Origin of the sequence: Flavobacterium glycines, from assembly GCF_900100165.1 — a bacterium.
GTDB classification, from domain to species: Bacteria; Bacteroidota; Bacteroidia; order Flavobacteriales; family Flavobacteriaceae; genus Flavobacterium; species Flavobacterium glycines.
Genome location: NZ_FNEO01000001.1, coordinates 208,832 through 229,806, shown reverse-complemented (window position 1 = coordinate 229,806; position 20,975 = coordinate 208,832). Strand labels below are relative to the sequence as shown.

Below are 20,975 nucleotides of genomic sequence, written 5' to 3'. Positions count from 1 at the left end.
AATTCTTCATATTTGCGATGTAAACGTTTACATTATTCAAAATTGTCAAATTTAAAAGCAGTAGCAGAACATTCGAAGGTTTCTATAGCCACAGTATCTAGGGTGATAAATAATGATCCTAAGGTAAGTAAAGCTACTATGCTTAAAGTTCAGGCTTCAATAGCTGCTTTAGAATACAAACCGAATCGTGTAGCGCAACGACTAAGAAGTACCAGTAAGAAAACTAAATTATTAGGTCTGGTTATCCCTGATATTCAAAATCCATTTTTCGTTGATGTAGTTAGAGGTGTTGAAGATTATGCCTATCAGAATAACTTTGCCGTTATGATTGGTAACTTTGGTCAGGACGAAAAAAAGGAAAAATTATACTTAGACATTCTTCAGTCTGAAAATATCGACGGTTTAATCGTGGCTCCTATTCATGGGAAGGATAAAGGAGTGGAAAATTTGGTAAAAAAGAATATTCCTGTTGTTTGTATTGACAGGGGATTGACTGATGTTGATGTTGATGTTGTTAAAGTAAATAATGAACAGGGGGCTTTTAGTGCAATTAGTCATTTGCTGAGTATAGGTCATAAACGGATAGCGTTTATTTCGGGTAATTTTAAAATTCCTACTTACATTGAGCGTTTGAGCGGTTATAAAAAAGCCTTGAGTGAATATGGAGTTGCTTTTGATGAGAGTTTGGTTTTTGCCAGAGATACCGACTACAAAAGTGGATTTGAAATTGCGAACAAAATTTTAGAATTAGATAACCGTCCAACGGCTATATTTTCAGGGAATAATTTGTTGACTTTGGGGGCGCTTGAAGCTATTCATGCTAAAAGTATCAAAATTCCTGAAGATATTTCTATAGTTGGTTTTGATGATATGCCTTGGTCTATTTCGTTAAATCCCCCATTGTCTGCTGTCCGTCAACCGGGATTTGATATGGGAAGAAAAGCAGCAGAGATGTTGTATGAAAGGATTGTAAATCCAACCAGGGAAAAAGAAAATGTTATATTGAAAACGGAGTTAATGTTAAGAAAGTCTACAGCTCCTATTGTCTAGACTTTTTTTATTTCCAAAAATGTAAACGTTTACATTTTTGGAAATAATGCTGTTTTTAATCTTAAGGGTTCGTTTTTAAGTGATTTGTGTTAAAATATAAAAAATGAAAGAAATTGTAATTTTAAATCCTAATCGAGTTGTTTTTGGAGAGGGAAGTATGCAGCGTTTTGTTGATGATTTTGTAGCAAGTGGTTTAAAACGCATGTTTTTGATTGGTATTTCTGAATTAGCTAACACTTTGGTTCCTTATATAGAAAAATTAAAAGAAAATGGAGTTGCTGTTTTTGTAGATGAGTCGATAAAAGGAGAGCCTACATTTGATGATTTTAATGAAGTTTTAGAAAAAGCCATTGCTTTTAATGCTGATAGTGTTGTGGGTGTTGGAGGAGGAAGTGTATTGGATGTAGCAAAATTAGTTGCTGCCCAATTGAAAAATACACAATCATTAGACGAAATTAAAGGTATAGGGAATTTAAAAGAAAGACAAACTTATGTGGCTTGTATTCCAACCACTTCAGGAACCGGAAGTGAGGTGTCGCCAAATGCTATATTTGTTAATAATTTAGGGGAAAAAGTAGGGGTTATAAGTCCATATTTAGTTCCTGATGCGGCTTATATCGACCCTGTTTTGACTGTGTTATTGCCTAAAAGTGTGACAGCTGCCACAGGAATCGATGCGTTAACACATTGTTTAGAGGCTTATACTAATAAATTTGCACATCCTTTTGTGGATTTATATGCTTTAGAAGGAGTTCGTCTTATTGCTAAATATTTAAAAAGAGCCTGTGATGATGGAACCGATATAGAAGCCAGAACTCAGGTTGCTTTGGGTAGTATGTATGGAGGAATGTGTCTTGGGCCGGTAAATACTGCCGCAGTACATGCGTTGTCTTATCCTTTGGGAGTAGAATACCATATACCGCATGGTTTATCTAATGCTTTATTATTGCCTTATGTGATGGAATATAATATTGAAGAAGATGCCAGTAAATATGAACGAATTGCCGAAGTTTTAGGTGCAGAAAAGAAAAATACGTCGAGAGAAACCGCTTTAGAAGGAGTGAAAATCATGAAACAACTAATTGCCGACTGTGGTTTGCCAACTTCTTTAGCTCATGCAGGTGTGAAAGAAGAATCGATTACTAAATTAGCAGAAGGTGCTATCAAAGTGCAACGTTTGTTGAAAAATAATATAAGAGAAATTGCCGTAGAGGATGCGGTAGCTATTTATCAATCGGCTTTTTAGTTAAAACAAAAATGAAAAATTTAAAAAAATATAATGGTGTAGTAGTGCCAATGGTAACTCCATTGCGTGCTGACTCGGGTATCGATTTAGAGGCAGTAGCTGTGTTAGTCAATCATTTAATTGATGGAGGATGTCATCCTTTTGTACTGGGAACTACCGGAGAATCGAGTTCTATTTCTTTCGAAAGTAAAGTGGCTTTGGTTAAAAAAACCGTTGAAGTAGCTAAAGGAAAAGCAACTGTTTATGCCGGAATTTCGGGGAATTGTTTTCAGGAATCTCTAGATCAGGCTAAGATTTATACTGATTTAGGTGTTGATGTTCTAGTGGCTCACGTTCCATACTATTACCCTTTAAATCAAAATCATATTTTGAATTATTTCCAACAATTAGCGTCAGCAGTTGCATTGCCGCTTATTGTTTATAATATGCCAATGACAACTAATATGTCTATTGATTTAGAAACTGCCGATGAATTGAGTAAACACCCAAACATTGTGGGTTACAAAGAATCGGAAAGAGGAGAAGAACGTATGGCAAAAGCTATCGGACTTTGGAAAGACAGAGCTGATTTCTCTTATCTGTTAGGTTGGGCGGCTAAATCTTATGAAGGTATGAAATTAGGAGCTGACGGATTGGTGCCAAGTACAGGAAATTTAACTCCTGAATTGTATAGTACTATTTACAATGCGGTGCTTTCTGGTGATGATGCTTCAGCAAAAGCGGCTCAGGAAAAAAGTGATGCTATTTCGAAGATTTATCAGGAAAACCAAATTTTGGTTAATGCTATTCCGATTTTAAAGGTTTTATTGGCTCATCATAAACTTTGTTCAAAAGCGGTTTTACTGCCTATGATTGCCGTAGGTGCTGCCGATGAGAAGATTGCATTAGAAAAAATAAATAACTACGGAAACGATTTAAAAAGCTTAAACAGTATTGCATAATGGAGAATAATAAGCCAATCTTAGGGATAACAATGGGAGATCCCGCAAGTATAGGACCGGAAGTGGCCGTAAAAGCATTATTAGATTCCAAAGTCTATGAGGTAAGCCGACCGGTTTTAGTGGGTGAAGCCGATGTGTTTGAGCAGGCGATAGCGTTTTGCGGACTGGATTTAAAAGTAAACCGAATTTCAAAAATTGCCGACGCTAAATTTGAAAAAGGCACAGCCGATGTTTTTGATTTGAATTATATGAATATCGCCGATTTAAAGATGGGCGAAATCACAGCCGAAGCGGGTGATGTATCTTTTAGAACCGTAGTTAGAAATATAGAATTGGCCTTAGCCGGAGAAATTGACGGTACCGTTACTGGTCCAATCAATAAAGAGTCTATCCAAAAGGCAGGACACGTTTTTGCAGGTCATACTGAAATCTATGCGCATTATACCGATACTAAAAAGTACGGAATGTTATTAGTGGAAGAAAATTTAAGAGTAGTCCATGTTTCAACACACGTTTCTTTAAGACAAGCCTGTGATTTGGTTAAAAAAGACCGAATTCTGGATACTATTTATCTTATAGATGATGCCTGTAAAAAACTGGGAGTTGCTAATCCTAAAATAGGCGTGGCAGGATTAAATCCGCATGCTAGTGACGGAGGGTTATTTGGTTGGGAAGAAGAACAGGAAATTCTTCCTGCAGTTCAGGAAGCCTTAAAAAGAGGCTTTAATGTTGAGGGACCAATTCCTGCCGATACTTTGTTTCCAAAAGCCATTGGTGGTGTTTATGATGGTTGTGTGGCTATGTACCACGATCAGGGACATATTCCTTTTAAAACGGTAGGTTTCAACTGGGATCAGTCCAAAGGACAAATGAAAAGTGTAAGAGGAGTGAATATAACATTGGGATTACCAATTATCAGAACTTCTGTTGATCACGGTACCGCTATGGAAATTGCCGGTAAAGGCATCGCCAGTCCGGATGCAATGGTACTTGCTATAGAATATGCAGCTAAATTACATAGAAATAAACAGGGACAATAAATAGTAAAGATGATAGCAGTTATATCAGATGATTTTACAGGTGCTGCCGAAATAGGCGGAATAGGTCTTCGTAACGGTTTTACGGTTACTATAGATACTGGCGTAAACACACATTATGACTGTGATATTTTGGTAATTGCAACAAATACGAGGTCTTTGTGTAAAACAGAAGCCCAAAAAGAAATTAAGAAGATTACAGAAGAATTACTTAAATTACGTCCCGATTTTATTTATAAGAAAACCGATTCTTTGCTTCGCGGAAGGGTAGGCGATGAATTGGAAATACAGTTGCATGTATCGGGCAAGAAAAAAGTATTGTTGGTTCCTGCTAATCCATCGCTAAACAGAACCATAGTTGACGGGGTTTATTATATCAATAAAATTCCTTTGATGGAGTCTGGTCTTTTTGAGGATGAATTTGATCAGGGCTGTACTTCTAATGTTATTGATTTGATTGGGAAAGAGTATAAAAACCAATCGGTTTCTGTTTCATTGGGGCAGGAAATGCCTTGTGAAGGTTTCATCATTGGAAATACTCCAACAAATGAAGAACTCACAGGCTGGGCTAATGTAGTTGACGAAACGATGTTGCCTGCCGGTGGTGCCGGATTTTTTAATGCTATATTAGCGAAGATTAAAAAGGATGTTAGTCCAATGAAAACTACTTTCACCTTTGGTAAAAAAGCCTTGTATGTGTGTGGAAGCAATCATGCACCAAGCAGGGAGGTAGTAAAGAAAGTAAAAGAAGCCGGCGGAAGTGTTTTATATATGCCCAAAGCTATCCTTTGTGAGGAAAGTGCGGAGCAGCTTATAGAACAATGGTCAGTACAGATTAGTAATGCAATTGAAAAGAATGATAAGGTAATAATTGCTGTTGATACGCTGGAATGTAAAAACATTGAAGTAATTTCAGACAGAATAAGAGAAACATTTGCCAAAGTTGTAAAAAAAGTGCTTGAAAAAGTACATTTAGAAGAATTATTGATAGAAGGTGGGGCAACAGCTTATTCTATAATCGAATATTTAGACTATAAAAAGTTTTACCCTGAGCAGGAATTAGCGCAAGGGGTAATTAGAATGAGAATAGAGCAACAAAAAGAAATGTATTTAACCCTAAAGCCAGGAAGTTATCAATGGACTGATTCTGTCTGGAAATTTTAATCTTTTAAGCTATGAATGAATCATCATTACATTTTATTGATTATTTAATTATTGTTTTATCACTTATCATTACCTTTTGGTTTGGGGTTAGGTACTCCAAAAAAAATACTAGTACAGATCAATATTTTGCAGCAGGAGGGAATATCCCGGCCTGGGCAGTTGGAATGTCAATATTTGCAACCTTAATCAGTAGTGTAACATTTTTAGCTTATCCGGGAGAAGGCTATAAATCCAATTGGATTCTTCTTATTCAGGGTTTTATGGTTCCGGTAGTATTGTTTTTTTCTATTCGGTTTATAGTGCCTTTGTATCGTAATGTAATCGGTTTAAGTGCTTATGAATATTTCGAAAAAAGGTTTGGATATCTTGCCAGAGTCTATGGCTCATTAGGATTTATTTTTGCTCATTTTTCTAAAATGGGTTCGGTATTATTTCTGTTGGCTTTGGCTTTGTCTTCAATGACCGGAGTTGATACGTTAACGATAATCTGGATAATAGGGATTGCAATTGTTTTCATTACGCTTTTTGGAGGAATGGAAGCAGTAATTTGGTTGGATGTTATTCAGGGATTCTTACTGATTTTAGGAGGTATCGTTGCTATTGCTGTTATTCTTTTAAAGACTGACGGAGGACTTGGAGCTATTGTAAATTATGCTGTAGATCATGATAAAATAGGTTTTGGTCCTTATAATTTCGACTTTGTTAACCTTACGTTTTGGGTGATGACTATCAACGGTATTTTTTATGCTATTCAAAAATACGGTGCCGACCAAACGATTGTGCAACGTTATCTTACTGCAAAATCAGATAAAGATGCTATAAAAGCATCGATTTTAGGGATTGGGATTACTGTACCTGTTTGGATTGCTTTTATGTTTATAGGTACGGCATTGTTTTCTTTTTATGGTTTACATTCTGATATAGCATTGCCTGAAGGAATCAAATCAGATGCGGTTTTCCCTCATTTTATTACTACCCAATTGCCACCGGGTTTAATAGGTTTGATTTTATCGGCATTGATAGCTGCAGCAATTTCCAGTTTGGATGCCGATTTGAACTGTCTGGCAGCTGTAGGGGTAGATGACTATTACAAACGTTTGTATCCTAAAAGTTCCGGAGCACAACAACTTCGAATGGGGAAAATTTTAGTTATGGTGGCCGGTTTAGCTTCTATATTGATAGCTAGTTTTTATGTTTATGCCGGTGAAAGTGATGGGATTTTGTCGACAGTTTTTATGCTTTATGCAATTTTTTCAGGTGGAATAGCGGGGATGCTCTTGTTAGGCTTGTTTGTAAATCGCGCTAATAAAAAAGGTTTGAGTGTAGGAATTGTAGCTTGTATTTTATTCACAGGATATGCTTTACTGACTTCTACAGCAACGGGAACCGGAGATCAAAGACATCTTATTTTAGATTTTGGAGATTACAATTATACGCACCATCGATATATGTTAGGAGTTTATAGCCATTTTGTATTGTTTTTTGTGGGTTGGATAGCCAGTTACTTCTTTCCAAAAGTAGAAGTGCCTGCTAATCTTACTTATTATGGTTATTTAGAAAAAAAGAGAAGTGGCGTTTTTTAATATAACGAAATTCAAAAAAAAGCCTTAGTTGTTTTCTACAAAGCAACTAAGGCTTTTTTAGTTATAGAAAATAAAGTACTAATAAAACTAGGATAATTAACTCCTATTTAAGAAATTAGACTTTAATTTTGTAATGTCTAAAAAAGACTGTTTAACCAATATAAAATAAATTCAGCCACATAATGAAAGATCAGATTAAGAAATTTTTAAACGAGGAACAAGATCCTAAAGCCATTGAGAAAATTACTTCGAAGCTTAGTGATTTATTGATGAAAAATGAGGAAATTGGATATATAGGGGTTCAAAAAAAACCGGCACTTACGGTTTTTCCCGATAGTATTGTTTTGACCAATAAAAGAATTATCATTTGCCAGCCTAAAAATTTAGGACTTTCGATGGATTTTACTGATTATACCTGGGATCAGATTGAAGGAACTTTTGTGAAAGAAAATATTTTAGGTTCTGAATTTTCATTTTCGACCAAAACTGATTTGACCGTTTCTATTGATTATATTCCAAAAATCCAGGCCAGAAAGATTTATACTTTTGCTAAAGAACAATTGGATCAATTGAAAAATACTGCTGCCGCAAATACAACTAATGTTATTGAAGCAGCTCCAATTATCGACGATGAAATTGAAGAAATGGAAACAGAAGAGGTAAATGATTTTGCCGAAATTTTACCGGCAAATCCTCCTGTATTTTCATCTCCTGAGGTTTCAAAAGATAATGATTTAAAAGGTTTGACTCAGGACGAATTGTTTGAGAAATTACAGAACTATAAAAAACTACTGGATAACGGATTGATTTTACAAGGCGAATATGATGCTTTCAAGAAAGAGATTTTGAGTTTGATGTAATTTTTCTTCGTTTGATTATTTGGTTATCGCAAATATCAATAGAAACGGGTTTTAACCCGTTTTAAAATTAAAATTTAGAAAGGCTTTAGCCGAAATCTGTATTAAGATTGGGCTAAAGCCCTTTTTGTTTTATAAATGCTTGTCATCTGGCTAAAGCCAGACGCTATTGAAAAAACTTTAATTTTTGTAAGATTTATTTATATATTTGAGAAAATAGAGAATACAAGCCAAAACTTATGTATAATATGCTATTTTAAAATAAAACGAGTCTGTTTTATACGCTTATAAACTAGTTTTTTACAATTTTAAACAATGCCTGAAGAGAAAAAAATAACAAGAGTAGATATTAGACTTGAAGCTGAGACAATTATCAATGACTACGTTGAAATTGTTCAAAATTCTTGTAATATGTTAGCTTTTATAACTTCAAATCTTAAGAACATACCTTTTGATGAAATCCCGTCGCCACCAGTTTTAGGTTATTTTGAATTCAATAAAATCAATTATGTAGGAGACAAGAAAATATACCTTGATATGTGGTTGTTTAATCATGGAATCAATGATATCATTAAAGGTTTAAATTTGAGTATGGCTCGTGCAAATTATTTATTGGATATGACAAAACTTGAAGGGAAAACAATGTTGTACGGGGAATATGTTGATTTCGAAAAAAGAATAAATAAAAAATTTCTGAAAAAAGATTTACCGACCCTAATTTCTCTTACTTCAGAAATTGTTAGTAAGCCATTAATTTTGACTGACGAAATATTATCAATAAATAATTGTAGAAAATGTTTAGAGCATAGAAATGGAATAGTAACTGAAATTGACACAAATATTGAGATTGAAAACAATAAAAAATTGAAAATCAAGTGGATTGGTACTCGATTAACTGTATTAAGAAATGGAGAAATGCAAATGATTGATAAAACTGGGTTTTCACTCAACAAAGGAGAAGAAATTCAATTTTCTCACTTAAATGAAAATAAAACCTATGATATCGGTGAAAGGTTAAGAATCGATATGAAAACATTTTATGAATTGTCTTATACTGGTTATTTGTATGTTAAGCATATAGCGGACAATTTTAATTTTGGAAATAAATAACTTTATACAAGAACGACTATAGTTCTCCTGCTCGCTGAAGCGTCCCGCTTGTGCCTGTAAAACATGTAAACTTTTTTTAGGATGAGAGAAAGTATTCAGCTAAAAAACAAGAACCCGAAACTTTCTAGTTCTCGGGTTTTGTGTTTTATAAAGTTTTCTTCTGTTTCTCTAAAAAATTATTGGATTGCAGTTCCAGTAAATTCGTTGCGTTTTTTCGTTGTAAATCATAAAGCTTTTGGTCTTCTGCAATATCAGCGTATACTTTATCGTGCATGGCGGCACTGGTTTTTACTAATAATTCACGTTGGTATTTATCCTGACTTAATGTTGTTTTTAAGGCAGTTTCCAAATCTTCCAGTTTAAAATCATACTCGCCTTTAGGTGATAATAGTTTGGCAATAATAGGAGAGGTCTCAACGGCTAAAAACAGCAGCATGATAAAAAAAGAAGGTAAGAAAGGGAGTTTACTTAAAGCATTGATTCGGGCCATCAGTCCGTCAAAACCATCAATGATGGGTTTGGTTTCTGTGACTTTCTTTTCTAAATCGGCCTGTAATAATTTGGATTTGTTTTCTTTTTCGGCAATTTTTGCCAGGTTGGTTTTCCTGATAGTGTCCAGTTCGGCTGAAGCCAAATTGTGTTTGGCAATTTTTTCTTTAAAAACAGGGCCCTTTCCCAGTTTCATCGTGCCTTTGGTACCTTCGGCTTCGGCAATATAAGTTTCGTATAAAGCATTGACTTCTTTTTCTTTTTTGGTAATTTCCGATTTAAGACTGTCAATTTCTGCCTTGTTTTTTTCTAAATCCGATTTGAAATAAGTGCTGATTTGATTTTTATTGGCCAGTTCCATTTGGTTTTTCTCTTTCAATAAAACGGTGTTGATTTCTTTTTCGAAAATTTTAATTTCTAGAGGTTTCGAAATAACAACAGCAATAATAATGGCCAAAAGAAATCGTGGGCTCGCTTGGAGTAATTCACTTGTGAAATGGTCTCTTTTTCGAATGGTAGATACAATAAAACGATCCAGATTGAAAATCAGTAACGCCCAAACGATACCAAAAGCAATAGCCGGATAAATACTGTCAAAGACTGTAAAAAGGGCATAAGCACTGGCTAAAAAAGCCATGATTGCGGTAAAGAAAACCGTAGCACCAATACCCACATATTTTGTTTGCTCCCCTTCAGAGCAGCCTTCGAGAAGGTTTTTGTCGGCTCCGGAACAGAGGATAAAAAATGATTTTAACATGATCGATTTGATTGAGTGATGATGATTGATTACAAATTTAGCGCCAAAAAATCAATAATATTCTAAAAAGCTGATTTATATTTGATTATGATTTTTTAAAACACAAAAAGCTACTCCTTTTGGAATAGCTTTTGTGTTTTTGAAGAAAAAATATTTTATACTTCCGGAGCTCCAGCTAAAATTTCGTCATTGGCAAACGATTCAAATTTTATAAAATTAGCTTTGAATTTTTGAGCCAGTTCACGGGCTTTTGTATCGTATAAATCTTTGTTCTCCCAGGTATTTCTGGGATTTAAAATTTCGTCGGGAACATTAGGACAGTTCTCAGGAATTGCCATTTTAAAAATGGCATGATTGTGAAAGTTTACGTTGTCTAATTCACCATTCAAAGCGGCTGTAATCATGGCACGGGTATATTTTAGTTTCATACGGCTTCCGGTGCCATAAGCACCTCCGGTCCAGCCAGTATTGATAAGCCAAACTTTTACATTGGCATCTTTCATTTTTTGGCTCAGCATCTCGGCATATCTTGTGGGGTGCAAAGGCATGAATGGTGCTCCAAAACAAGCCGAAAAATTAGGCTGAGGCTCGTTGATTCCGGCTTCAGTTCCTGCGATTTTTGCGGTGTAGCCTGAAATAAAATGATAAGCAGCCTGACCCGGAGTTAAGCGTGCAATGGGAGGCAGGATTCCAAACGAATCAGCAGTAAGGAAAAAGATGTTTTTGGGATTGCAGCCAATAGAGCCCGGTTGAATGTTATGAATGTGGTCAATAGGATAGCTTACTCTAGTGTTCGGAGTAACGGAAATATCAGTATAATCCACTTCATTAGTGCCTTTTTTAAAAACAATATTTTCTAATAATGCACCTCTTTTTATCGCATTAAAAATATCAGGTTCGTTTTCTTCGCTTAAGTTAACAACTTTGGCATAACAACCGCCTTCAAAATTAAAAACGGTATTTTCACTGGTCCATCCGTGTTCATCATCGCCAATTAATTTTCGGTTGGGGTCGGCAGAAAGGGTCGTTTTCCCGGTGCCTGACAATCCAAAGAAAATAGCGGTTGCTCCATCTTCGCCCACATTGGCACTACAATGCATTGGTAAGGTGTTTTTAAAAACGGGCAACATAAAGTTTAAAGCTGAGAAAACCCCTTTTTTCATTTCGCCCGTATAGGCAGTTCCTCCAATGATGATAGTTTTTCGGCTGAAATTTAATATCGCAAAATTTTCCTGACGGGTTCCATCGGTTTTAGGATTGGCTTGGAAACTTGGTACACATATCAATGTCCAGTCTGCAACAAAACCATCCAGTTCTTTTTCATTTGGTCTGAGAAACATATTGTAGGCAAATAAATTTTCCCAAGGTGTTTCGGTAATCACGCGAACATTTAATCGGTAATTTGGGTCGGCACATACATAAGCATCTCTGACAAAGATTTCTTTATTGGATAAATAATCGGTGATCTTAGTATATAATGCATCAAATTTTGCAGGTTCAAAAGGAATATTAATGTCTCCCCACCAAACTTCATTTTCGGTAATGCTGTCTTTTACAATAAAACGATCCTGTGGCGAACGACCCGAAAATTTTCCGGTGTTGATGGCTAAGGCTCCGGTAGCAGTTTCTATTCCTTCACCACGATTTAAGGTCAGTTGATGCAACTCATCAGGAGTTAGCTGGTAATGTATTTTAGCGTCTTTAATTCCGATATTTTCAAGTGAAAACAAATTTTTGACAATCATAAGGCAGCTTGTTTAGTAGTTCTTAGGTTTCTACATTAAAGATAAAACATATATTTTAGTTCCACTTTTGAATACCTAATTTTTATCTGACTTTTTTGTGATATTATAGAACAAAACAGCCCAGGCACTAATTAGTAAAAAGCCGCCAATAGGTGTTACAAAGCCAATTACTCTAAAGTCAATTGGGGTTAAACCGTTTGTTGCTAATAAATAGATGGAACCTGAAAATAATAATACACCAAAAAGCACCAGATTATAAATGATTTTTTTTGTTTTCGAAGTTAAAACAGGAATGAGTCCAATGAATACTAAAAATAAAGCGTGATACATTTGGTAGCGCACTCCCGTTTCAAAGGTTGCTAATTGTTCTACACTCAATACTTTTTTTAATGCATGAGCGCCAAAAGCACCTAAAATTATTGTAATCATTCCAAGTAAAGCCGCTGTTGAAATTGTTTTTTTATCCATTTTTGTTCTGTTTAGGTTTTACACAAAAGTATTCGAAATCAAAGGAAACCGAAAGTTTTTCAGGGGATAGTTTAGCGGTTATTGTGCTAAAGTTTTGTGAATTTTTATTCGAAAAGAAGATTGATTTTTTACCGCAGATTCGCAGATTTTAATAAAGATTGTAATTGTTAACAAACTGTTTTCAGCGAAATTAGTAAAAATGAGTTTGCTTAGAATTTAAAAATTAAGGGGTTAAAAAAAATCTGCGAATCTGCGGTTATTTTTATTAGATGGTTAATTAATCATTCTCATTTGTGATAGCGCAAACATTTCCCTATTTTTGAGTTATATTTTCAAGTCATGAGAGCCGTTTTAATTATTGGTGCAGGTCGGTCAGCTTCTTCGCTGATACAGTATCTTTTGAATAAATCTGAGGAAGAACAACTGCATCTTGTAATTGCCGATTTATCCTTAGAACTGGCACAAAAGAAAACCAATAATCATCCTAATGCTACTGCAATTGCCCTGGATATTTTTAATGAAAAGGAGCGAAGAGCAGTCATTGAAAAAGCAGCTATCGTCATTTCGATGTTGCCTGCCCATTTGCATATAGAAATTGCCAAAGATTGTCTTTTGTTTAAGAAAAACCTAGTCACTGCTTCTTACATAAGCGATGCAATGCAGGCGCTTGATGTTGAGGTTAAAAAGAACAATTTGATTTTCATGAACGAAGTGGGATTGGATCCCGGTATCGACCACATGAGTGCAATGAAAGTGATTGACGAAATCAGGGAGAAAGGCGGAAAAATGTTGTTGTTTGAGTCTTTTTGTGGCGGACTTGTTGCTCCCGAATCGGATACTAATCTTTGGAATTACAAATTTACCTGGGCGCCGCGAAATGTGGTTTTGGCGGGTCAGGGCGGTGTGGCCAAATTTATTCAGGAAGGAACTTATAAATACATTCCGTATACCAGTTTGTTTCGCCGTACCGAATTTCTTGAAGTAGAAGGTTATGGCAAATTTGAAGCTTATTCTAATAGGGATTCTTTAAAATACCGAAGCATTTATGGACTGGAAGATATTCTCACGCTCTATCGTGGTACGATTCGAAGAGTGGGTTTTTCTAAAGCTTGGAATATGTTTGTGCAACTGGGTATGACTGATGATTCTTATGTTATGGAAGATTCCGAAAATATGAGTTATCGACAGTTTATGAATTCCTTTTTGCCTTATCATCCCACGGATTCGGTGGAAATTAAAACCCGTTTACTGCTCAAAATCGATCAGGATGATATTATGTGGGACAAATTATTGGAATTGGATTTATTCAATGATAACAAAATCGTAGGATTGAAAGATGCCACTCCGGCCCATATTTTAGAAAAAATTCTCAGCGATAGTTGGACACTTGAGCCCGATGACAAAGATATGATTGTGATGTACCATAAATTTGGCTACGAACTCAACGGCAAAAAAGTCCAAATGGATTCCCAAATGGTTTGTATAGGACAGGATCAAACCTATACAGCAATGGCTAAAACGGTTGGCTTACCAGTTGCAATGGCTACTTTGTTAATCCTGAACGGAAAAATAAAAACTACAGGCGTTCAAATTCCTATTCACAAAGAAGTCTATATACCTGTATTGAAGGAATTGGAACAATATGGTATTCATTTCAAAGAAAAACCTATGCCGTATTTGGGGTATAAGGATATGTAGTTTTATTTTTGTATATAATTAAACAATCCCTGAAAATTTAATTTTCAGGGATTGTACTTTTTACTTTCTATTTTTGTGTTTGAATGATAGTGTTTTTTTGTTTTTTCAGGGTGGTATTAAGTTTTGACTTATTCTGGTTTTGAAGCAAATCTTTTTTTACATCAAGTAAATTTTCCTGGATTGCTTTTTGTAGTTTTATAGAATCTTGAGTAGATAATTTTTCAGGCTTTTTAAAAATTATAGTTATGCTTTTGTTTTTGAATTTTAAATGACTGTTTTTTAGGTTTTCTTCAAAATATTTTTTGGTGTATAATGAGCATTGATAGTTTTGAGGAAATCTTTTACTTCTGGCGTTTTTATAAACATAAGAGGAGCTATAGTGAGCAAAATCAGATGATTTGTAATTTTTAAGTTTATTATTTGGTACATGTATTCCGTCAATCCAAATAGCGTATTTATTTGGATCTTTGTAGGATTCAAAATTTGTTGAAGGTAATAATTGTTGTTTTATAGGGTATGGCGGTCCAAGATACCTTCTTTTTTCTTCTATGCTTAGTTTTTCATAAACTTTGTTAATCATAATATTTCTTGTGTAGTCTTTGACTATTACTCTTACGCCAGCATAATAACGGTCTCTGTTTTGATCTTTTATAATTTCTGAATTTTGTTTTTTTTGGGCTGTTGCTGTAGTTGTTTTGTTTTGTGCTATAGTTTCAATGCACAGAAAAAAAGTAATTCCTGTAAATAAAGGAATTAGAGCTATTTGTTTCAAAAATGAAATACTTTTTGAGGTGGTTTTAGTCATCATAATTAATCTTTTTTTGGTTACTGAATAATTCAAATTACTGGCCAAGTAATAGGTTGGGTTCGCATTTGCCTTGGATAAAAGTAAATTTTGGTAAAACAGAACATTGTTATGCGATTTCACGACTTTCTCATCGGCGAGAAATTCGTGGTTGAGTTGGATTGCTTTTTTGTATAAAATAAAAATGGGATTGAACCAAAAAATCACTTTCAGTGTTTCGATCAATAGAATATCTAAGGTGTGTTTTTGGCTAACATGAATTAGTTCGTGCGTGTATAATTCGGCTTCAATTTTTCGATTATGATAATCTGTTTCATTGATAAAAATGTAGTTCAAGAAGGTATAGGGAAGTGTTTTTTCTTGTAATAAAACCAGTTTTGCATTTTTATAATTAATTATAGAATTGGATTTGGTTCTAGCGTTCAATTTCCAAATGTTTACTACAAACCGAATCAATAATGCTAAAGTGATTAGTCCATATAAACCCCAAGTGGCAATGACCCAATAATTAATCGAATTTTCTATAATAGGCATGCTAGTTCCTCCTGTCATTGGAATAATACTAGGAGTAGTTTCTTGATGAGGTATTTCCTGAATAATTTCGATAGTTATAAAAGGAATAACGAATGAAAACAGCAAACTAAACAACAAGTAAAACCGGTTGAACTGATGCATTTTTTCTTTTTCCAAGATAAAAAAATACACTGCTAATAAGACAGCTAAGGAAAGGGTTGATTTGATTAGAAAGTCGGTCATTTTTTCTTTTTTTGAAGTTCAACGTCGATGATTTTTTTTAATTCTTCCAGTTCCATTTCTGATAAATTAGTTTCTTTGGTAAAGAAAGAAGCAAATTGTGATGCCGAGTTATTAAAGAAATTACTAATCAATCCATTGACATGTTTGGAGAAATAATCTGATTTTTTTACCAATGGATAATATTGTCTCGAATTCCCAAATTCAGTATAAGCTACAAATTTTTTATCAATCATTCTTTTTAATAAAGTAGCCACTGTGGTTGTCTTTGGTTTTGGTTCCGGATGGGCTTCCAGTAAGTCTTTCATGAAGGCTTTTTCCAGTTGCCAAAGGTGTTCCATTAATTGTTCTTCTGAATTGGATAACGACATAGCTCTATGTTTTTAGAATTAACTCTACAAACGTAGAGTTAATTTTTTAAATGAGCAAGTTTTTTTATAATTAATTTGATTTTTAGATCTTTAGGTTTATAATTATTTTGTTTTCAGGAAGTTTTTTAACAAAAAAATCCGTTTAGTCTTAAAAAAAGATAAACGGATTTTGTTTCTTTTAGCTTAGAGAACTTTGCGAAAAGCTTAGCTGACTCTGCGGTTAAATCACTTCGAAAGTTCTACAAAATACTTATAAAATAAAGGAATGGTTTCTATTCCTTTTAGGTAATTAAAAATCCCAAAATGTTCATTTGGCGAATGAATGGCGTCGCTGTCGAGACCAAATCCCATCAGGATGGTTTTGCTTTTTAATTCTTTTTCGAATAAAGAAACAATAGGAATACTTCCGCCGGAGCGAACGGGAATTGCAGGGATTCCAAAGGTTTCGGTGTAAGCCATATTGGCGGCTTTGTAACCAATGCTGTCAATTGGCGTAACATAACCCTGACCACCGTGATGCGGAGTTACTTTTACGGTAACTGCTGCGGGAGCAATATTGGTAAAATGCTTAGTGAACAATTCGGTGATTTCTTCCCAGTCCTGATTCGGAACCAGTCGCATCGAAATTTTGGCGAAAGCCTTAGATGGAATTACAGTTTTAGCGCCCTCACCGGTGTAACCTCCCCAGATTCCGTTGACGTCCAGCGTAGGGCGGATGGCGTTTCTTTCATTGGTCACATAGCCTGCTTCGCCATAAACATCTTTTAAATCCAGTGCTTTTTTATAATCTTCAATATCAAAAGGGGCTTTGGCCATTTCAGTTCTTTCTTCCAGAGATAATTCTTCTACTTTATCATAAAATCCCGGAATAGTGATGCGGTTGTTTTCGTCGTGTAAGGAAGCAATCATTTTGCTCAAAATATTGATAGGATTGGCAACTGCGCCACCATACAATCCTGAATGCAAATCTCGGTTTGGACCTTTGACTTCCACTTCAACATAACTTAAACCACGCAAACCAGTGGTGATAGAAGGCTGTTGGTTAGAAATCATTCCGGTATCGGAAATCAGGATAACATCGTTTTTAAGTTTTGCTGCGTTGTTTTCGACAAAGTTTTTCAGGTTCACGCTGCCTACTTCTTCCTCGCCTTCAATCATGAATTTCACATTGCAAGGCAGACAATTATTAGAAATCATGTATTCTACAGCCTTGACATGCATGAACATTTGGCCTTTATCATCACAGGCGCCACGGGCAAAAATGGCTCCTTCAGGATGAATGTCGGTTTTTTTAATAACGGGTTCAAATGGAGGCGAAGTCCAAAGTTCCATTGGATCGGGTGGTTGCACATCGTAATGGCCATAGACTAAGACTGTTGGTGAATTGGGATCAATTATTTTTTCTCCATATACAATAGGGTAGCCGTCGGTTTCACATATTTCGACTTTGTCACAGCCGGCTTTTGTAAGGCTTTGTTTTACGGCTTCTGAGGTATCAATGACATCCTGAGAGTAAGCCGAGTCGGCACTTACCGATGGGATTTTGAGCAATTCGACTAATTCGTTGATAAAGCGGTCTTTGTTTTGTTGTATATAGTTTTTAATGTCTTTCATCGATTTGGAAGTGTTTTGATACTTTCAAAAATACAAAAAACAGAATAATAATTTTTTTTAATTTTTTGCTTTGAATATTGGAAAGTATCCTTATATTTGCACCCACAATAGCGCGCGGATATGGCGAAATTGGTAGACGTGCCAGACTTAGGATCTGGTGCCGCAAGGCGTGTAGGTTCGAGTCCTATTATCCGCACAGAAAGCCTCTCAATCGAGAGGCTTTTTTTATATCTTTATATTTCAGGTTTTAGGTTGATTTTGACCGTTTTGTCTCTTTTGGTTGCTAATAATTTCTTGGTTTGTGCTTAGTAAATACATCTCGTAAGCAAGCGATGAGATAATTGTTAACAGGATGGGGCAGGATACTTGAGACAGTCTTGTTTAATAATTTTATAAGCTAAACTAAGTTTAAAACGAATTGCTGTAATTTATTTCCAAATAAATTTTAGAATTATATCATTTAACAAATTAATCAATGAAGATTAAAAGTCATTATTTTCCGTTTTTTATCGGAGTTCTATTTTCTTTAAATACTACTGCACAATCAAAGCAGGTTAGTTCTCCCTGGCCGGAAATCAAAAATGTAAATAAACCATGGGCAAGATGGTGGTGGATGGGAAATGCGGTAGACAAACCGAATTTAAAATCCAGTTTGATTGATTTTCAAAAAGTGGGTATTGGAGGAGTAGAAATTACACCTATTTATGGTGTAAAAGGAGAAGAGAATAATTTTATTGATTATCTGTCGCCTAAGTACATGGATATGTTAAACTATACGATTAAAACAGCCGATAGTTTAGGATTACAGGTAGATATGGTTCTCGGTACAGGCTGGCCTTATGGAGGTCCGCAGGTGACACTTCCTTATGCTGCAACTAAATTGGTTGTGGAAAAATATGAAGTTAAAAAAGACGAAGTTTTTAATAAAGAAATAATAGCCAATCCTGAAAAAGAGAAAATACCGGCACAATTATTAGCTGTTGCTGCTTATGGAGCTGATGGTTCTTATGTTGACCTAACAAAACAGTTAAATGGAAATATGCTGAATTGGAAAGCTTTAAATACATCTTACACTTTGTATGCTGTTTTTGCCGGAAAAACAGGGCAGCAGGTAAAACGTGCGGCACCGGGAGGGAAAGGTTATACTTTAGACCATTATTCAGAGGAAGCACTTAATGCTTATGTGGTTCCTTTTGATAAAGCCTTGACGGGATTTGAAGGAAAGTTACGAGCTATTTTTAATGATAGTTTTGAAGTGTATGGTACCGATTTTACCCCTTTATTTTTGCAGGAATTTGAGAAACGCCGTGGTTATGATTTGAAAAAATACCTGCCACAGTTGTTGAGTAAAGAAGATTCTGAGATTGGTAACAGAGTAAAAAGCGATTACAGAGAAACAATTTCTGATTTATTGTTGAATAAATTTGACGTTCCTTGGACCAAATGGGCGAATGCTAAAAATTTTAAAACCAAGTTACAGGCTCATGGTTCGCCTGGGAATCTGATTGATTTGTATGCTTCGGCGGATATTCCTGAGTGCGAAACTTTTGGCTCCATGCCTTATGATATCCCGGGATTTAGACGTGAAATAGAGGATATTCGAGATGGTGATGCTGATCCGGTGATGTTGAAATTCTCTTCTTCGGCGGCTCATATTTCAGGAAAGCCGTTGACTTCATCAGAAACTTTTACCTGGTTGCGAGATCACTTTAAAACGGCCTTGTCGCAATGCAAACCGGAAGCAGAAGATTTGTTATTGAACGGAATCAATCATATTTTTCTACACGGTTCAACTTATTCTCCTAAAAAAGCCGAATGGCCAGGATGGAAATTCTATGCTTCGGTAAATTTTAATGCGAATAATTCGATTTGGGAAGATGCTCCGGGCTTATTCTCTTATATAGCTAATTGTCAATCTTTATTACAAGCCGGAAAACCGGATAATGGAACATTGTTGTATTATCCAATTTATGATACCTGGGGGAAAAGTTTAGAGGGGAATTTATTTTTCCAGTTTAAAATTCATTCCCTAAAAGAATGGTTACACGGAACGCCGTTTTATGAAACAACAGAAAAGCTGATGGAAAAAGGCTATGGTTTGGATTTTATTTCCGACAGCTTTATTGCTCAGGCTACTGTTAAGGACGGTTTGATTGTTTTGCCGGGGAACAGCTATAAAACCTTAGTGGTTCCTAATTGTGATAAAATGCCTTTGGCTACTTTAGAAAAATTAATTGCTTTGAAGAAAGCAGGTGCTAAAGTGATTTTTGAAGGTTTACCAAAATCGGTTCCGGGATTAAATGATTATGAAGCTCAAAACCAAAAATTAGCCAACTTAATTGCGTCTAATAAAATGATGGTTGAGCCGGTAAGTGATGTGTTTAAAGCTTTAGCGGAAGCTAATGAAATGCCGGAAACATTAGTAAATACAGGTTTGAAATTCATTAAGAGGGATCTAAACGGAGAGAAAATTTACTATTTGGTAAATCATACTGCTAAAACTATTGAAGGTTTTATTCCTTTGACTGTAGCCAATAAAGAAGTGTTGGTTTTAGATCCGTTGACCAGAAAAACGGGGAATGCGATTGTTCAAAAACAGGAAGCTATTACAATGGTTAAAGTGAAAATTGAGTCCGGGAAATCGTTATTTCTTAAGACAGAAAATACCGCTTCTGAAAAACCTTGGAACTATTATAAAGCACAATTGGAACCAATTGCTTTAACAGGAGAGTGGAATTTAACTTTTGAAAAAGGAGGGCCTACTTTACCGGCTCCGGCAAAAGTAAGTAAGTTAGATTCCTGGACTAAAATTAGTCCGGAAGCCGAAGTTTTTTCGGGAACGGCAACTTATACTTTGCAATTTGATAAGCCAAAAGTAGCTGCTAAAAACTGGCAACTAAATTTAGGTGATGTGAGAGAAAGTGCTAAAATATGGTTGAATGGAAAATATATTGGTCCGGCGTGGTCAGTGCCTTTTTCAATTGAATTAGGGAAATTGAAAAGAAGAAAGAACGAATTGAAAATTCAGGTGACGAATCTTTCGGCTAACAGAGTCCGTGATATGGAAATGCACGGAAAAGAATGGAAAATATTCTATGAAATCAATATGGTAGATAAAGATTATAATAAATTTGATGCTACAAAATGGGCCCCGATGCCTTCGGGATTAAAAGGTCCGGTTACGATTACACCGTTAAAGAACGAAAAGAATTAAGTAATCTTTTGATTTTTTTACAATAAAAAACTTCCTAAGTACTCTTGTGAATGGAGTCGCTTAGGAAGTTTTT

16 protein-coding genes and 1 tRNA gene are annotated in these 20,975 nt (G+C 35.3%); 11 read left to right on the top strand and 6 right to left on the bottom strand.

Features of this window, described 5'->3' with window-relative positions:
- Nucleotides 1–42 precede the first annotated feature (42 nt).
- From BLR17_RS00860 to BLR17_RS00825, 8 genes are all read left to right on the top strand, one after another.
- Complete coding sequence (locus tag BLR17_RS00860; protein ID WP_066328436.1) at nt 43–1,050, top strand: LacI family DNA-binding transcriptional regulator; 1,008 nt, start codon at nt 43–45, stop codon at nt 1,048–1,050.
- A 103-nt stretch (nt 1,051–1,153) separates the two neighbouring features.
- On the top strand, nt 1,154–2,296 hold the full coding sequence (locus BLR17_RS00855) for an iron-containing alcohol dehydrogenase (protein WP_066328438.1): 1,143 nt from the start codon (nt 1,154–1,156) through the stop codon (nt 2,294–2,296).
- Nucleotides 2,297–2,307: 11 nt separating this feature from the next.
- Complete coding sequence (locus BLR17_RS00850) at nt 2,308–3,237, top strand: dihydrodipicolinate synthase family protein (protein ID WP_066328440.1); 930 nt, start codon at nt 2,308–2,310, stop codon at nt 3,235–3,237.
- On the top strand, nt 3,237–4,277 hold the full coding sequence (gene pdxA / locus BLR17_RS00845) for a 4-hydroxythreonine-4-phosphate dehydrogenase PdxA (RefSeq protein ID WP_066328442.1): 1,041 nt from the start codon (nt 3,237–3,239) through the stop codon (nt 4,275–4,277). Before BLR17_RS00850 ends, pdxA begins: the two co-directional genes overlap by 1 nt.
- Nucleotides 4,278–4,286: 9 nt before the next feature.
- Complete coding sequence (locus BLR17_RS00840) at nt 4,287–5,438, top strand: four-carbon acid sugar kinase family protein (RefSeq protein ID WP_066328443.1); 1,152 nt, start codon at nt 4,287–4,289, stop codon at nt 5,436–5,438.
- Nucleotides 5,439–5,449: 11 nt separating this feature from the next.
- Nucleotides 5,450–7,021 (top strand): sodium:solute symporter family protein, encoded by a 1,572-nt coding sequence (locus BLR17_RS00835; protein WP_066328445.1) that lies wholly within the window; start codon nt 5,450–5,452, stop codon nt 7,019–7,021.
- 182 nt (nt 7,022–7,203) lie between these two features.
- The gene (locus BLR17_RS00830; RefSeq protein ID WP_066328446.1) at nt 7,204–7,881 is read left to right on the top strand and encodes a PH domain-containing protein; all 678 of its coding nucleotides are present in this window, start codon (nt 7,204–7,206) and stop codon (nt 7,879–7,881) included.
- 312 nt (nt 7,882–8,193) lie between these two features.
- The gene (locus tag BLR17_RS00825) at nt 8,194–8,988 is read left to right on the top strand and encodes a hypothetical protein (RefSeq protein WP_066328447.1); all 795 of its coding nucleotides are present in this window, start codon (nt 8,194–8,196) and stop codon (nt 8,986–8,988) included.
- A gap of 145 nt (nt 8,989–9,133) precedes the next feature.
- On the opposite strand, the gene BLR17_RS00820 is transcribed toward BLR17_RS00825, so the two are convergent.
- The 3 genes from BLR17_RS00820 to BLR17_RS00810 all read right to left on the bottom strand — a co-directional run bounded on the left by BLR17_RS00820 (nt 9,134) and on the right by BLR17_RS00810 (nt 12,447).
- The gene (locus BLR17_RS00820; RefSeq protein WP_066328448.1) at nt 9,134–10,234 is read right to left on the bottom strand and encodes a DUF4407 domain-containing protein; all 1,101 of its coding nucleotides are present in this window, start codon (nt 10,232–10,234) and stop codon (nt 9,134–9,136) included.
- A gap of 155 nt (nt 10,235–10,389) precedes the next feature.
- A complete protein-coding gene (pckA, locus tag BLR17_RS00815; protein ID WP_066328449.1) occupies nt 10,390–11,979 on the bottom strand; it encodes a phosphoenolpyruvate carboxykinase (ATP) in 1,590 nt (529 codons plus the stop codon).
- Between the two features lie 75 nt (nt 11,980–12,054).
- Nucleotides 12,055–12,447, bottom strand: a complete 393-nt coding sequence (locus BLR17_RS00810) for a DUF423 domain-containing protein (protein ID WP_066328451.1) — start codon at nt 12,445–12,447, stop codon at nt 12,055–12,057.
- Between the two features lie 339 nt (nt 12,448–12,786).
- Between BLR17_RS00810 and BLR17_RS00805 the strand changes: the two genes are divergently transcribed.
- Nucleotides 12,787–14,145 carry a saccharopine dehydrogenase family protein gene (locus BLR17_RS00805; protein ID WP_066328453.1) on the top strand — a complete coding sequence of 453 codons (1,359 nt, stop codon included), beginning with the start codon at nt 12,787–12,789 and terminating at the stop codon, nt 14,143–14,145.
- A 67-nt stretch (nt 14,146–14,212) separates the two neighbouring features.
- On the opposite strand, the gene BLR17_RS00800 is transcribed toward BLR17_RS00805, so the two are convergent.
- The 3 genes from BLR17_RS00800 to BLR17_RS00790 form a co-directional block, all read right to left on the bottom strand.
- Entirely contained in the window at nt 14,213–15,706 is a 1,494-nt protein-coding gene (locus BLR17_RS00800) for a M56 family metallopeptidase (RefSeq protein WP_066328455.1), read from the bottom strand.
- Nucleotides 15,703–16,074: a BlaI/MecI/CopY family transcriptional regulator gene (locus BLR17_RS00795; RefSeq protein ID WP_066328460.1), complete on the bottom strand. Its 372-nt coding sequence runs from the start codon at nt 16,072–16,074 to the stop codon at nt 15,703–15,705. The genes BLR17_RS00800 and BLR17_RS00795 overlap by 4 nt, the downstream gene beginning before the upstream one ends.
- 225 nt (nt 16,075–16,299) lie before the next feature.
- Nucleotides 16,300–17,688, bottom strand: coding sequence for a dipeptidase (locus BLR17_RS00790; protein WP_066328461.1), 1,389 nt, complete (start codon nt 17,686–17,688; stop codon nt 16,300–16,302).
- 114 nt (nt 17,689–17,802) lie between these two features.
- Here BLR17_RS00790 and BLR17_RS00785 point away from each other — a divergent pair.
- Nucleotides 17,803–17,884 (top strand) — tRNA-Leu (locus BLR17_RS00785).
- Between the two features lie 279 nt (nt 17,885–18,163).
- Nucleotides 18,164–20,902, top strand: coding sequence for a glycosyl hydrolase (locus tag BLR17_RS00780; RefSeq protein ID WP_066328463.1), 2,739 nt, complete (start codon nt 18,164–18,166; stop codon nt 20,900–20,902).
- Nucleotides 20,903–20,975: the final 73 nt, after the last annotated feature.